This is a genomic window from Bacillus sp. CGMCC 1.60114 (assembly GCF_042676365.1).
In the GTDB taxonomy this organism is placed as follows: domain Bacteria; phylum Bacillota; class Bacilli; order Bacillales; family Bacillaceae_G; genus Bacillus_A; species Bacillus_A rhizoplanae_A.
This window is the reverse complement of the sequence record NZ_JBHTHG010000004.1, coordinates 104,134-117,834: the sequence shown is the minus strand read 5'-3', so window position 1 is coordinate 117,834 and position 13,701 is coordinate 104,134. Positions and strand designations below refer to the sequence as shown.

At 37.9% G+C, this 13,701-nt stretch carries 14 protein-coding genes and 2 pseudogenes; 4 read left to right on the top strand and 12 right to left on the bottom strand.

The window, feature by feature from the left end; all coding sequences use genetic code 11:
- Positions 1-39: 39 nt before the first annotated feature.
- From ACFQZ1_RS01775 to ACFQZ1_RS01765, 3 genes and pseudogenes are all read right to left on the bottom strand, one after another.
- Positions 40-360 (bottom strand): annotated as a pseudogene (locus ACFQZ1_RS01775) (MFS transporter); the annotation flags it as partial.
- Positions 341-466: a hypothetical protein gene (locus tag ACFQZ1_RS01770; RefSeq protein WP_377880384.1), complete on the bottom strand. Its 126-nt coding sequence runs from the start codon at positions 464-466 to the stop codon at positions 341-343. The pseudogene ACFQZ1_RS01775 and the gene ACFQZ1_RS01770, both read right to left, overlap by 20 nt.
- Positions 467-471: 5 nt before the next feature.
- Positions 472-879, bottom strand: a complete 408-nt coding sequence (locus ACFQZ1_RS01765) for a MerR family transcriptional regulator (RefSeq protein ID WP_377880383.1) — start codon at positions 877-879, stop codon at positions 472-474.
- 237 nt (positions 880-1,116) lie between these two features.
- On the opposite strand from ACFQZ1_RS01765, the gene ACFQZ1_RS01760 reads away from it, so the two are divergent.
- Both ACFQZ1_RS01760 and ACFQZ1_RS01755 read left to right on the top strand, forming a co-directional pair.
- Positions 1,117-1,842 carry a glycerophosphodiester phosphodiesterase gene (locus ACFQZ1_RS01760; RefSeq protein WP_377880382.1) on the top strand — a complete coding sequence of 242 codons (726 nt, stop codon included), beginning with the start codon at positions 1,117-1,119 and terminating at the stop codon, positions 1,840-1,842.
- Between the two features lie 81 nt (positions 1,843-1,923).
- Complete coding sequence (locus ACFQZ1_RS01755; protein ID WP_377880381.1) at positions 1,924-3,981, top strand: transglycosylase domain-containing protein; 2,058 nt, start codon at positions 1,924-1,926, stop codon at positions 3,979-3,981.
- A 91-nt stretch (positions 3,982-4,072) separates the two neighbouring features.
- Here the strand turns inward: ACFQZ1_RS01755 and ACFQZ1_RS01750 are convergent, their stop codons facing one another.
- The 3 genes from ACFQZ1_RS01750 to ACFQZ1_RS01740 all read right to left on the bottom strand — a co-directional run bounded on the left by ACFQZ1_RS01750 (position 4,073) and on the right by ACFQZ1_RS01740 (position 6,042).
- Positions 4,073-4,618, bottom strand: a complete 546-nt coding sequence (locus tag ACFQZ1_RS01750) for a GNAT family N-acetyltransferase (RefSeq protein ID WP_377880380.1) — start codon at positions 4,616-4,618, stop codon at positions 4,073-4,075.
- A gap of 223 nt (positions 4,619-4,841) precedes the next feature.
- Entirely contained in the window at positions 4,842-5,351 is a 510-nt protein-coding gene (locus ACFQZ1_RS01745) for a YwhD family protein (protein ID WP_377880379.1), read from the bottom strand.
- A 16-nt stretch (positions 5,352-5,367) separates the two neighbouring features.
- Positions 5,368-6,042, bottom strand: coding sequence for a site-2 protease family protein (locus ACFQZ1_RS01740; protein WP_377880378.1), 675 nt, complete (start codon positions 6,040-6,042; stop codon positions 5,368-5,370).
- Between the two features lie 112 nt (positions 6,043-6,154).
- Between ACFQZ1_RS01740 and ACFQZ1_RS01735 the strand changes: the two genes are divergently transcribed.
- On the top strand, positions 6,155-6,340 hold the full coding sequence (locus ACFQZ1_RS01735) for a 2-hydroxymuconate tautomerase (protein ID WP_001147171.1): 186 nt from the start codon (positions 6,155-6,157) through the stop codon (positions 6,338-6,340).
- A gap of 41 nt (positions 6,341-6,381) precedes the next feature.
- Here ACFQZ1_RS01735 and ACFQZ1_RS01730 read toward each other — a convergent pair whose 3' ends face one another.
- The 6 genes and pseudogenes from ACFQZ1_RS01730 to ACFQZ1_RS01705 all read right to left on the bottom strand — a co-directional run bounded on the left by ACFQZ1_RS01730 (position 6,382) and on the right by ACFQZ1_RS01705 (position 12,315).
- A complete protein-coding gene (locus ACFQZ1_RS01730; RefSeq protein WP_377880376.1) occupies positions 6,382-7,686 on the bottom strand; it encodes an HD domain-containing protein in 1,305 nt (434 codons plus the stop codon).
- Positions 7,687-7,824: 138 nt separating this feature from the next.
- A complete protein-coding gene (locus tag ACFQZ1_RS01725; RefSeq protein ID WP_377880375.1) occupies positions 7,825-8,766 on the bottom strand; it encodes an ABC transporter substrate-binding protein in 942 nt (313 codons plus the stop codon).
- 202 nt (positions 8,767-8,968) lie between these two features.
- Positions 8,969-9,782: pseudogene (locus ACFQZ1_RS01720) on the bottom strand (ABC transporter ATP-binding protein).
- A 14-nt stretch (positions 9,783-9,796) separates the two neighbouring features.
- Entirely contained in the window at positions 9,797-10,813 is a 1,017-nt protein-coding gene (locus tag ACFQZ1_RS01715) for a FecCD family ABC transporter permease (protein WP_377880374.1), read from the bottom strand.
- Positions 10,810-11,868, bottom strand: coding sequence for a FecCD family ABC transporter permease (locus ACFQZ1_RS01710; RefSeq protein ID WP_377880373.1), 1,059 nt, complete (start codon positions 11,866-11,868; stop codon positions 10,810-10,812). The genes ACFQZ1_RS01715 and ACFQZ1_RS01710 overlap by 4 nt, the downstream gene beginning before the upstream one ends.
- 222 nt (positions 11,869-12,090) lie before the next feature.
- A complete protein-coding gene (locus tag ACFQZ1_RS01705; RefSeq protein WP_098310077.1) occupies positions 12,091-12,315 on the bottom strand; it encodes a YuzB family protein in 225 nt (74 codons plus the stop codon).
- Between the two features lie 279 nt (positions 12,316-12,594).
- Between ACFQZ1_RS01705 and ACFQZ1_RS01700 the strand changes: the two genes are divergently transcribed.
- A complete protein-coding gene (locus tag ACFQZ1_RS01700; RefSeq protein WP_377880372.1) occupies positions 12,595-13,284 on the top strand; it encodes an RsfA family transcriptional regulator in 690 nt (229 codons plus the stop codon).
- Positions 13,285-13,701: the final 417 nt, after the last annotated feature.

Here is a 13,701-nt window from a genome sequence, read left to right as displayed (position 1 = left end):
TTTAGTCAATTATGTATAAAATAGCAAGAAAATCCTTTCCTAGGAAAGAGTTTTGCTCTCAACTTTTTCATTTGCTTGAACTGGTATACAAATCATCACACATCCAACTAATGCAATAATTCCAGATAAAATCGGTGCAATTGCCCCGCCCAGCCAACGAACAAAGTTATATACACCAGATGTAATAGATCTTTCATAAGGTGAGATATCCATTACGTAACTTGTAAATAATGCGTTATTAAGACCAGACGCTAGTCCTGATAAAATAATTAGTACAATTTGTAACCACATGACTTGTACGAAGAACAATAGGATTAAAAAGATGGCAAATACAAGCAAGCTATAGCGTTGCGCCGATTTTCTCTGCAATGATTGGCAAAATTGGATCAACTACTCCAATGCCCGAAAAGGCAAGAAAAGTAGCGACTACTGTAATGAGTCTTCCAATTCGTTGTTTACTCTCCATATGAATCATTCTCCTTTTGTTTCTTCTAAAAACTTCGTTGCTCTTTCCAAGCTATACTCTAATTCTTCTTTCACGCGCTTCATTTGTAGCATTTTCTTATCTAACGTCTCGATTTGATTTGTCAGCATATGCGCTATTTCTTGAATTACTTCCCGATTGCGCGGATTATCATTATTTTTTCTTTGTTCCATACGCTCTTTAAGTGATAAGAAATACTGCATTTCTTGAAGCGTAATACCTAATACTTCTTTCGCTTCTACAATTTTTTTAATTCTCTCCACATCGTTATCTGTATATAAGCGAATGTTCCCTTCACTTCGCTCTGGCGGATGAATTAAGCCAATTTCCTCATAATAACGAAGAGTCCGCTTTGTTAAACCTGTTTGTTTTGTAACTTCATCGATTTTATACAAGTGTATTCCTCCTTCCTAACAATATTACACTTTACGTTAATGTTAACTTTTATGTAATCATTACGCCTTTGTAAATTTTTTCTACCGTCATTGTATTTTTGATCGCTCAGTTCCATAATTGAAGCAAAGTGAAATGTCCATCAGCCGAATCACCTCCCATCTATCCTCAAAATCTTGAGATAGGGAGCTTACTGTCCATTAATAGCGGGATAAATTGAACCATAAGGAGAATTTGCTATGAAACAACCACTTATTTTTGCGCATCGCGGTGTGAGAAGTACGCACCCAGAAAATACAATGATTGCTTTTCAAGAGGCTGAGCGTGTTGGTGCGCATGGCATTGAGCTTGATGTACATATATCCAAAGATGGAGAAGTTGTTGTCATTCACGATGAAACTGTGGACCGAACTACAAATGGAGCAGGACTTGTATATGAACAAACTGTCCAGCAATTGCAAGCACTCGATGCTGGCAGTTATAAAGATCCTTCTTTCCATGAAGCAAAAATCCCAACGCTCCGTGAAGTGCTTATTTGGCTTTCTACAACAACAATGCAATTAAATATTGAATTAAAAACGGATGTTATTCGTTATCCTCGTATAGAAGAAAAAGTCGTCGACCTTGTTCGCGAATTTCATCTATCTAATCAAATTGTATTTTCTTCGTTTAATCATGAATCCGTTGCGCTGCTTGCAGCTTTAGCACCAGAGATCCCCCGCGCAATTTTATACGATGAACCGCTCGCGGATCCAATTGCTGAAGCAAAGAAAAGACAGGCAAATGGTCTTCACCCAAATTTTGAATTACTCACAAAAGAGTTTGTACAAACAGCCCAGCAGCAAGGATACATATTCCGTCCTTATACAATTAATGAATACAAAGATTTACAAAAGATGATAGATTACGGCGTCGATGTAATTATTACTGACTGGCCAACACGTGCTTTTGAGCTTCTTTCTTAATAAGAAGCTCTTTTTTTTGTTTAAAAACAGCCAAAACCCTCAATACTAATAAAAGTATGCTATGAGGGGTGACAAAAAAAAATGGAACTTACAACAAATGAAAAACAAGCAAAATATAGACGCTTTTTCCTCACTGCACTGTTATCATGTGTTATTTTCTTTGTTTTTACTATTTTCATTGTCTTACTTGTTGCAAAAATTGCAGGACCACCACCTGTTGCAGTTCCGCAAACCACTATCTTTTATGCAAATGACGACTCTGTTATGGGGCAAAGTCACGGAGCGCAGGAACGCTATAATGTGTCACTCGACCATATTTCATCTTACGTGAGAGAGGCAACCCTTTCTATTGAAGATCAGCGCTTTTATAAACATCATGGTTTTGATATAAAGCGCATCGGCGGGGCAGTTATTGCTGACATTAAAGCGATGGCAAAAGTACAAGGAGCAAGTACAATTACACAGCAATACGCCCGAAATTTATATTTGGATCATGATAAAACATGGAAACGAAAACTGTTAGAAGCGATGTACACCGTTCGCCTAGAAGTGAATTACAATAAAAATGATATTTTACAAGGGTATTTAAATACAATTTACTACGGGCATGGCGCTTATGGCATTGAAGCAGCAGCTCGTCTCTACTTTAATAAAAGTGCTAAAGATTTAAATTTAGCCGAGGCAAGTATGCTTGCAGGTATTCCAAAAGGCCCAAGTTTGTATTCTCCCTACTTACATGAAAAACGGACCAAAGAAAGACAAGCTCTTATTTTAGATGAAATGGTAGAACAGAGGTATATCACGAAGAAAGAAGCAGCGGCAGCAAAAAAAGAACATCTCACCTTGGCTCCCCTTGAAAAAGAAGAAGTAGCAGAAATGGCGCCTTATTTTCAAGATGCTGTACGAACTTCTCTTATCAATGATGCCGGTCTCGATGAACAAACAATAGGACGGGGCGGCCTGCGTGTATATACAACGCTAGATCCAAAGCTACAAACAATTGCGGAAAGTACAGTGAAAGAAACCATTCCAAGTACAACAGAGCTAGAAACAGCTATTGTATCCATGAATCCAAAAACGGGCGAAGTAATGTCCCTTGTTGGCGGACGTGATTATAAGAAGAGTCAATTCAACCGAGCAACACAAGCTTACCGGCAGCCAGGTTCAACATTTAAACCTTTTTTATATTACGCCGCTCTTGAACACGGTTTTACGCCAGCAACTCGCTTAAAAAGTGAGTATACCGTGTTTACATTAGGCGATGGTGTTTCCAAATACAATCCAACAAATTATAAAAACTATTATGCAGATGACTTCATTACGATGGCGCAAGCACTTGCTGTTTCTGATAATGTGTACGCTGTGAAAACACATCTTTTCTTAGGCGAAGAATTACTTGTAAAAATAGCGAAGCAATTTGGGATTACAAGCGCTTTAAAAGATGTCCCATCACTCGCTCTTGGAACGTCTCCTGTAAAACCGCTGGAAATGGTTAATGCTTACAGTATGCTTGCTAACGGCGGCAAACAAGTCAAACCGACATTTATTCGGCGCGTTGTCGATCACGATGGAAACATCTTGTATGATGCCCATTTAGAAAATAAACAAATTCTTGATGAGAATAATACCTTTGTGATGGAAGAAATGATGACAGGCATGTTTAATAAAAAATTAAGTACCTACGCCTCTGTCACTGGACAAAACCTTATTCCAAAATTATCCCACACATACGCTGGAAAATCAGGTTCAACCGAGACAGATAGTTGGATGATTGGCTTTACACCGCAGCTCGTGACAGGTGTTTGGGTCGGCTACGATAAACAAAAGGTAATCTCTAACCCCGCTGAACAATCTTATGCGAAAAATATGTGGGCAGCCATTATGGAGCAAGGGTTAGAGGAAAGCCCTAAAAAAGATTTTAAACAACCAACCAATGTTGTCGCATTAAACATTAACCCTGAAAACGGGAAAATCGCAACGAAAGGTTGTCCTATTTCTGTCAAAATGTATTTTGTAAAAGGTACAGAGCCAACCGAGTATTGTATGGATCATATTGATGAGAAAGATGAATTTGAAGCAGTGCTAAAAGAGAAGAAAAAAGGAAAAGAAAGCTGGTGGAAAAAGTATTTTCCATGGTAATGAAATCGCGCAAAGATTGCATTACAAAAAGGGCGCAGTGAGTCTTCTGCTCCCTTTTCTTTCTTAAACAGCGCAAAATAAGTACGATCTCCTATTCAACATTATCATTTACAATAGCTAACACTTGATGGTCTTCCCATCTTCCATTTATCTTTACATTTTTCTTTGCAATGCCCTCTTTATGAAACCCTGATTTCTCTAAAACTTTTATTGATCCTATATTATGTGGCATAACTCCTGCTTCTAATCGATGAAGTTTCAGCTCATTAAACGCATACGATACAACAAGACGAACAGCCTCTGTCATATATCCTTTTCCATTATGGTTTTTATCTAGATAATATCCAATATAGCAACTTTGTAGAGGGCCACGCAACACCTCTGTCAGTGTAATATTCCCAATTAGTTCTTCTGTTTCGATTACGTAAATACCAAATGAGTATAGCTCATCAAGATCTTTCTTTTCCTTGTTCTTCCTAATTCGATCCAGTTGACCCTCTAACGTATAAAAATCACACTCTCTTAACGGTGTATACGTTTGAAAAAAATCGCGGTTTTTCAATTCCAAATCTAGCAACTTTTCCGCATCATTATCTTCAAGAATCTTTACTAAAATACGACTTCCCTTTAATTCCAAGATGTGTCCTCCCCCTCATACTCTTTATAAAAATTTTTATATAAAATATGTTTCCTGACAAATCCCTTTATTTCCTGCATATAAAGTGAAACTTCCATCAGCCGGTTTTTTTCATCCCCCACTGATGGAAAGCCCATAAATAGCGGGAGAAAATACCGTTAACAGCATTTCACCTATTTCAGAACAAACAAAAAATCCCTTTCAACACGAAAGGGATTTCCTATTACTCTCCTAACAATTCACTACGTAATTTCTCACTAGAAAAATTCCATAGCTCCTCATTATGCTCTTTTAAGAACGTACCAAGCACTTTTTTAGAAGGTTCATCCATATGATCAACCATAATGTGACGCTTTAATGATTTATCCATTTTATTTACGTGCTCAGGCAATGATTTATAACCGCGGCGAATTTCGCGGTCTATTGTCATTTCGCATGCAGTTACACCTGCATAATATGCGCCTTTTGCAGTACGCTCAATTGTCACCCAAACGAGCCAATATGGTTTTGCATTTGGTACTTCTTCTTTATTGGTTAAAAATTTAATTCCTTTTTCAGCAGCACTGCGTGCATGCATCGCACCGATATCAACAACTGCTGTTCCTTCTGTCACATCAATAATAACGGGAGAAATATTTTCTAAACTTAATGCGCCTACTCCAAAACCACCATGTCCATCTGTAGAGTCATTTTTAATAATATTAAAGCCGATTTGTTTCTTTTTCTCTGCCATAGGAAATCCTCCTCTTCTAATACAACCCAAATAATGGTCCAATTATACTATGCAGCATATCCAAAACTTGTGGAATGACGACTTGGAAAATTGGCTGAATCGTATATCGATCTAACGGTGTAATTACAAGAATTAACAAAAAGATTGCACCGTATTTTTCATATTGCGTCATTTTCGCACGTACACTTGTCGGTGCTAAATCTTCTACAACACGGTAACCATCTAATGGCGGGATTGGTAACAAATTAAAAATAAATAGAACTATATTAATCCCGATAAAAATTTGAAAGAACTGAAATAATGTTTCTCCTACTGCGATTGGGAGTGTGTCAATGACTCCAAATTTCAACAAACTATACCAAGCAATAAGCCCAAAAGCTCCTAATAGTAAGTTACTAATTGGTCCAGCAATTGAAACGAGAATACCAGCAAGACGCGGTCTTTTAAAATTATAAGGGTTGACCGGTACTGGACGTGCCCAACCAAATCCAATTAATAACACAGCAATAATCCCAATTATATCTAAGTGCGCCATCGGAGATAATGTTAAGCGCCCTTGTCTTTTTGCTGTATCATCTCCAAATTTATACGCAACATAAGCATGTGCAAATTCATGTACTGACAAAGCTATCACAACAGCCATTGCCAATAACGGTAATTGGTACAGCGGATATGCAAAAAAGTGTTCCATACTTCCTCTCCCTCTTCATTATGTTAAAAAAGAAAAAAATTTCTTTTTCTGATTGTTCTTTTCAAGAATCCGTTATAATAATACTGTAATCTATATAAAAGGAGCGATACATATGCCATACGTAACAGTAAAAATGCTAGAAGGACGCACAGAAGAACAAAAGAAAGCTCTTGCTGAGAAAGTAACTGCAGCAGTAAGCGAAACAACTGGTGCTCCTGAAGAAAACATCGTTGTTTTCATCGAAGAAATGTCTAAAAATCATTATGCAGTTGGCGGAAAACGCTTAAGCGACAAATAATTTCATTTTTCTTTAATAAGAAGCAGTCCTCAGGCTGCTTCTTATTTCTTTCCTTCTAATAGCTGAATGATTTTTTCCTTATATTTTCCTTTTCTTCCTTCTTCATAGATTAAATCATGTGGATAAAATAACTTTTGATCTGTTCTCTTTTTACCTGTAATTGCCTCAACAATATCCGACTCACGAGATAATTCACGCAGCTCTCCATTTGGCATAAGGAGTAAAATTGGCAGACGTTCTTCCTCTTCACCCGCACGGTAAAAGTCATACGGCAGATCTGACGTCGAATCTACTACTAAATAATATTCTGGATCAAGCCCAATTTTCTTAAATAAACTATTTAATTCTACCCAATTGTTTAACCCGTGTTTTTCTGTGAAATCTACACATTTGAACAAGTTACGGTTCATAAAACGGCGGCATAGATCACTTAAAATGGCATCCTCTTCTTCTTGCCATACTTGGAAGTAATAATACATCACATTCTCGTCTAACTTTAAATAATCCTCTACCGTTACTTCTCCTTCGAATAAAGAGTAGAAATGAACCGGATGATATTTAAATGTATAGTACTGTTCATGCAATGCTTTAGCCCGGTGCAAAATTTTCGTTAAAATTACTTCAGCACTGCGCGTTACCGGATGAAAATACACTTGCCAGTACATTTGATAACGACTCATAATATAATGCTCGACAGCATGCATCCCGCTATATTTAATCACAACTTGATTGTTAAACGGACGCATTACTCGTAATATCCGTTCCATATCAAAGTTCCCATATTTCACACCTGTGAAATACGCATCTCGTAATAAATAGTCCATGCGATCTGCGTCAATTTGGCTGGAAATCATACTGATCGCTAATTTATTAGTAGAAGTTTTCGCAATGACATCCGCTACCTTTTGCGGAAACTCATGATCAACACGGCTTAATACATCATGAATTTCTGTATCACCGACAATAATTGCTTGTGTAAATTTTTCATGGTTTAACTCAAAGACTTTTTCAAATGAATGAGAAAAAGGACCATGTCCTACATCATGCAGAAGTGCTGCACATAAACACAACAAACGATCTTCAGCGTTCCAATCTGGCCTTCCATCAAACACATCGTCAATCATACGGCGGATAATTTCATAGACACCTAATGAATGAGTAAAGCGACTATGCTCCGCACCGTGAAATGTAAAAAATGTCGTCCCTAGCTGCTTAATGCGGCGCAGACGTTGAAACTCTTTCGTCCCGATTAAATCCCAAATCACGCGGTCGCGTACATGCACATATTTATGCACTGGGTCTTTAAACACTTTCGTTTCATTTAATTTGTCACTTACATATGCCATTAAAATTCACCGCCCTCCATTATACATTCTTATCTCTATTATAAACGAAAGGCGAAACAGAAAGAAATGAAAGACTGTATATTACTGTATGAAAAGAAAATCACCTTCAAAAAACGAAGGTGATTTCCTCTATCATCATTATTTTTCTAAAATAAAATTAGATAGCTCATCTAATAGCATCTCTTTACCAAGAGGGAAGTATCCTTTATTGAGATCTTCATTTTTAATCATATACACGTGATTGTTTTTCACAGCATTCATGTTTTTCCAAATCGTTTCTTCTTGGAATTCTTTTAGACGTTGTGCACCGTCTCCAGTTGTAAATACAAATAAGTAGTCTGGATTGTAATCAATTAATGCTTCTTTTTGCAATTGTACTAACGGCTTGTCTGTCGGTGTACCATTAACTGCTGGTAATTTTAAATCTTTAAATAGAACACTACCGTAACCATAATCGCCGTACACACGGAATGCGTTCGGATATGCGGCCATTACCATAAATTTCGCATCACCAGTTTTTGCAACAATTTTATCATGTAATTGGCTTGCTTTTTCATCATATTTCTTCAGCCATGCAGCTGCTTCTTTTTCTTTACCGAAGATTTCACCTACTTCTTCAAACTTCGGACGCCACTGATCTAATGGGGTACTTAACATAACTGTTGGTGCAATTTTAGATAATTGATCATAGATTTTTTCTTGACGATTGTTCACTAAAATTACATCTGGTTTTGCAGCAGCTACTGCTTCGATGTTAATTTTATCGCCCCAAGCAGAACCGACTGGCTTCACACCTTTTAATTGATTTGCAATATGGGCGTCAATTTTCTCTTCGGTCGTATTCGCCGTAATAACAGGCTTCATGCCGAATAGTAATAATTCTTCTGTTGACCCGCTTAAATCAGCAATTCTCTTTGGATTTGCAGGAATTTTAATTTCTCCTTTTGCATGTTTCACAACGTGCTCTTCACCTTTTGCATCTGCTTTCTTTTCTTCTTTCTTATCAGAAGAACATGCAGCGAATAATACAGAAGTAATAGCTAACAAGAAAACTAGTAGAGTTACTTTGATTTTCTTCATGATTTCCTCTCCTTACCTTATTGTAATTCTCACTCTAAATAGACAGTGCTACGAAACTCTTCCTTACAAAATGAATACCTACAAGAGAGCTTTATAAAACCAACCATTTTTTATAAATTATGGGAATTATACTTTCTCCCGTTCTAACGGGCAGTAAATCTCCGACTCTATCATCAGCCATTTACTGCCCGCTAGAACCAACCTAAGCCTGCTTACGCACTTGTTTTATTGATTGCAATTAAATCGTAAGTAAGACAAATTGGTTTACCATTGACAGGACACGGAACCAGTTGTGCTTCAATTTCAAACACTTCGCGAAGCGTTTCAGATGTCATGACTTCATCAGGTGCTCCTTGTTTCATTAATTCCCCATTTTTCAACGCAATCATATGATCAGAAAAACGAGAAGCATGATTTAAATCATGAATAACCATCACAATCGTCCGGCCTTCTTCTTCATTTAACTTTCTTAATAAATTCAACACTTCAAGTTGATGCGCCATATCAAGATATGTTGTCGGCTCATCTAACACAAGCAAGTCTGTTCCCTGTGCGAGTGCCATCGCAATCCATACACGTTGACGTTGCCCGCCTGAGAGTGCCTCAACTGGTCGATTCGCAAATTCTCTCATGCCAGTCACATCAAGCGCCCAGCGAATGTAGCGATAATCTTCTTCTGATAACGTACCGAACCCTTTTTGATGTGGGAAACGTCCATATGAAACCAGTTCAAATACAGTAAGGCCTGTTGGCACTTCTGCTGTCTGCGGCAAGATTGCCATTTTTTTCGCAATTTCTTTCGTCGCCTGTTTCTCAATTGCTTTCCCGTCCAAATAAACAGTACCCCGTTTCGCCTTTAAAATGCGCGAAGTTGTTTTGAGCAGTGTAGATTTCCCACATCCATTTGGACCAATAATTGTTGTAACTTTCCCTTCAGGTATTTCAACAGATAACCCATTAATAATTAAATTTTCACTATATCCAACAGATATTGATTGAACTGATAAAGATGGCATATAAATCGTCTCCCTTATCTTGTTTTTACAAGTAAATAAATGAAATATGGCGCGCCAATTACTGAAATGACAAGACCGACTGGTATTTCTGATGTTGTAAGTAAACTTCGTGAAAGAAGATCAGAAAACAGTAGCAATAATGTTCCGATTAGCGCAGCAGTTGGTAGCATAATTTGATGCTTTCCACCTACTAAACGGTGCGCAAGATGGGGAGCCATTAATCCAATAAAGCTAATTCCCCCTGCAACTGCAACGGAGGCACCAGCTAAACAAACAGCGATAAATAGTAACTTGCGGCGTTCTTTCTCAACATTCAGACCGAGACCCGTTGCCGCTGCATCTCCTAAATTCATTACATTTAAGACATGTGCCTTCGTAAAAGCAATCGGTAAGAAAACAAGCATCCACGGCAGAATGCTTAATACGAATTTCCAATCTGTTCCCCATAAACTTCCTGATAACCAAATCGTAGCAAAGCGGAAATCATTCGATGTCATTTTCATCGAAAATACTAGACTTACAGCTCCAAATCCAGCTGCTATGGCAATCCCGACAAGAATTAAACGAACCGGAGAAACTCCGTCCTTCCAAGCAAGCGCATAAATAATAACTGCCGCTAGTATTGCACCAACTAAAGCAAAAAACGGTAGAATGAATACAGATAAAAACGAAGTCATCGTTACTTTTCCAAAGAAGAAATAAACAAAGACAACAACCGATAATCCAGCCCCGGCATTAATACCCATAATCCCTGGATCAGCAAGTGGGTTTCGAGATAGTCCTTGCATAATTGCACCTGAAACAGCTAAAGCTGATCCAACGAAAAGCGCAACAATCATTCGCGGCATACGAAAGTCAAATAAAATTGTTGTTTGATCTGCGGCTCCAAGTCCAACAAGTGTTTTCAGCACTTCAACTGGTGAAATTTTAAACGTACCTATGTATAAGCTAATGGAAAATACTACACAAATTAAAATACCAATGCTAGATAAAATCGAGATGTTTTTTCTCGTTAAAACACCTTGCTTCACATTTTTCCTCTCCCTTCTTTACGTGCTAAGTAGAGGAAGAATGGTACGCCGACCATCGCTGTTACAGCACCAATTGGTGTTTCAAATGGCGGATTTATAATACGCGAAATTATGTCGGCACATTCAATAAACAGGCCGCCTAAAACGGCAGCGCACGGAATCACCCAGCGATAATCTGACCCCACAAGAAAGCGCGTTAAATGCGGGATAACAAGACCAACAAACCCAACAGATCCAGCTATCGAAACCGCACAACCTGTTAAAATAAGAACAAGAATGGTTCCAATCAACTTAATGAGTTTCGTATTTTGTCCAAGTCCAATAGCAATGTCCTCACCGAAACTTAAAATGGTAATATATCTTGCTAGCATAATAGCAACAATAAGACAAACGAGGCCAACTGGAAGTAACATACGTAAACTTGTCCATTTTACACCGGCAACACCGCCTGCATGCCACATGCTAACTTCTTGTGCTAAATTAAAATACAATGCAATCCCAGATGAAATTGCGCCTAATAGAGCACTAATTGCCGCACCTGATAAAGCTAACTTAATTGGAGTTAACCCACCTGGAGATGCTGCACCAATCCCATACACAATGCTCGTACCAAATGCAGCACCAATAAAGGAAGCAATTACGAACATTAAGTATGGTGAATTAGGAAAAAATGCAAACATAATCGCAATTCCAAATACAGCACCATCTGTGATCCCCATAAGTGACGGAGATGCAAGGGGATTTCGTGTCATTCCTTGCATAATCGCACCTGATACTGCTAAAAATGCTCCTACAACCGCTCCCCCAATCGCTCTTGGAAGCCGCAATTCTTGAATAATGTTATGATATGTAATTGATTCATCAAACTGAAACACAGCTTGCCATACTGTTTTCAAACTAATATCGGCAGCACCAAACGATATAGAAATTGCCATACTTAAAGCTAATAAAGCAGTCCCAACAACTAAAATTATTAAGGCAATAAGGGGGCGACTTTTTATCTCTTTTATGTCTACCAATTCTTCTTCGTAAAACTTTTTCATACTCGCTTCCATCTACAACATCCTAACTTTCAATATACACAAACAATAATGAAATTCATTCTCACTATAGAGCAAAAAAGAAAATCAAGAACAACTCTTGATTATGATAATGATTATCAATATCATTCTACAAATTTACACTAAAATTTGTCAACCCTTGATTTCGTTATACAAAACTTTTTTACATTCTGCAAAACTTTAGTGCACAAAAAAAAGATACACCATCGTATCTTTTTACTTGTTTAACTTTGCTTCAATTTTTTTAATTAACTCATCTTCATTTGGTGCTGCAACTGGACGGTTATTTACAAATGCAAATGATTTCTTACGACCAGGACCGCAATACGATTGACATCCAATTTGAATATCTGCACATTCATCTATTTTTTTTAAACGCGGTACTAACGTCTTAATATTCGTTGCCTGACAATCATCACACACACGAAATTCGTTTCCCATTTTATATAACACTTCCTCTATTTTGAAACTTTTCTCAAGTACATATAACAATAAACACTAAATGGTATTTTACCTTTCTTTTCGATGTGATGCAAGTTTTCTTCCTGCCAGGTTTCATACTAAATCAATCGCATACTCTTGCTTTTTCGCACAGCAAATATAACCTGCAAATACACTTCTGCTCAAAATCTACCATAATTTTAAAAGCTTTGTATAAAAGCGATTTATTTTGTCCATTCTAAAAATAAGATATTGATAAAAAGAAAGGGAGATGAATCTATGAAAGTAAGACAAGATGCTTGGACTGAAGAAGATGATTTACTTCTTGCTGAAACCGTTTTGCGCCACGTTCGCGAAGGAAGTACACAATTAAACGCCTTTGAAGAAGTTGGTGATAAATTAAATCGTACCTCAGCAGCTTGTGGATTTCGTTGGAATGCTGTGGTGCGCTATAGTTACGATCAAGCATTACAACTTGCGAAAAAGCATCGTAAAGATAAAATGCGTGCAAATGGCGGAGAACAGGCAAAAAAACGCCTTCTATATACACCGCCGATTTCATCTACTGTAACAACTGATGAAAATATAGCTATCGAAATTGAGCAACCTGTTGAAACTGTTCAACCTGTTCAAACTGCACAAGTAACGCCAACAACTTCTTCCATTGCTATGCATGACGTTATCCGTTTTCTACAGTCACTCGGAACTTCTAATGTAAAAGTATCCGCGCTTGAAAGAGAGAATGAGAGATTGAAACAAGAAATTGCCGAGCATATGCGAAGAAATGCTGAATTAGAAAAGAAAGTGGAAAAACTAGAGCAGCAATCAACTACAGTTCAAGAAGATTACGAGACGCTGATGAAAATTATGAACCGCGCGCGTAAACTTGCATTAATGGACGACGAAGAGCGTACACAAACCTCGTTTCGCATGGATCGAAACGGAAATTTAGAAAAGATTGCAGAATGAGAAGGATGCTATGATAGCATCCTTTTTATTCTGGTTTCGTTTACCATTTGAAATTCTTTCATCTTAGATTCTCTCTATATATCGGGATAACTCTAGTTTTTTCAATCCTTTCAGGTTCTTTTTCCAACATTCCTCTCTACTCTCTCTTTTTTGCTATAATAAAGTGAAACTTCCTGCAGTGGGGGGTTTTTTCATCCTGCACTGCTGGAAAACCCGCCCAATCGGGCTTTTACGGGCAGTTACCCCCCACCTAGATTCTTAAGAAAAGCGGAAGCGGCTCGCTCAGAATCGCAGGACGTTGGAGCACCCGACAGAGAGGTGCTTTTTGCCTCGTCCGAGGGGGCGAAACGACCAGAGATTCTAGCCGCTAGGGCTGGACAATGCTTTTCTCTGAATCTTGAGGTGGGGGTCTTACTG

Coding starts and splice junctions, on each gene's coding strand:
- ACFQZ1_RS01770 (WP_377880384.1), bottom strand. CDS start 466: ATGGAGAGTAAACAACGAATTGGAAGACTCATTACAGTAGTCGCTACT.
- ACFQZ1_RS01760 (WP_377880382.1), top strand. CDS start 1,117: ATGAAACAACCACTTATTTTTGCGCATCGCGGTGTGAGAAGTACGCAC.
- ACFQZ1_RS01755 (WP_377880381.1), top strand. CDS start 1,924: ATGGAACTTACAACAAATGAAAAACAAGCAAAATATAGACGCTTTTTC.
- ACFQZ1_RS01745 (WP_377880379.1), bottom strand. CDS start 5,351: ATGGCAGAGAAAAAGAAACAAATCGGCTTTAATATTATTAAAAATGAC.
- ACFQZ1_RS01740 (WP_377880378.1), bottom strand. CDS start 6,042: ATGGAACACTTTTTTGCATATCCGCTGTACCAATTACCGTTATTGGCA.
- ACFQZ1_RS01735 (WP_001147171.1), top strand. CDS start 6,155: ATGCCATACGTAACAGTAAAAATGCTAGAAGGACGCACAGAAGAACAA.
- ACFQZ1_RS01730 (WP_377880376.1), bottom strand. CDS start 7,686: ATGGCATATGTAAGTGACAAATTAAATGAAACGAAAGTGTTTAAAGAC.
- ACFQZ1_RS01725 (WP_377880375.1), bottom strand. CDS start 8,766: ATGAAGAAAATCAAAGTAACTCTACTAGTTTTCTTGTTAGCTATTACT.
- ACFQZ1_RS01710 (WP_377880373.1), bottom strand. CDS start 11,868: ATGGAAGCGAGTATGAAAAAGTTTTACGAAGAAGAATTGGTAGACATA.
- ACFQZ1_RS01705 (WP_098310077.1), bottom strand. CDS start 12,315: ATGGGAAACGAATTTCGTGTGTGTGATGATTGTCAGGCAACGAATATT.
- ACFQZ1_RS01700 (WP_377880372.1), top strand. CDS start 12,595: ATGAAAGTAAGACAAGATGCTTGGACTGAAGAAGATGATTTACTTCTT.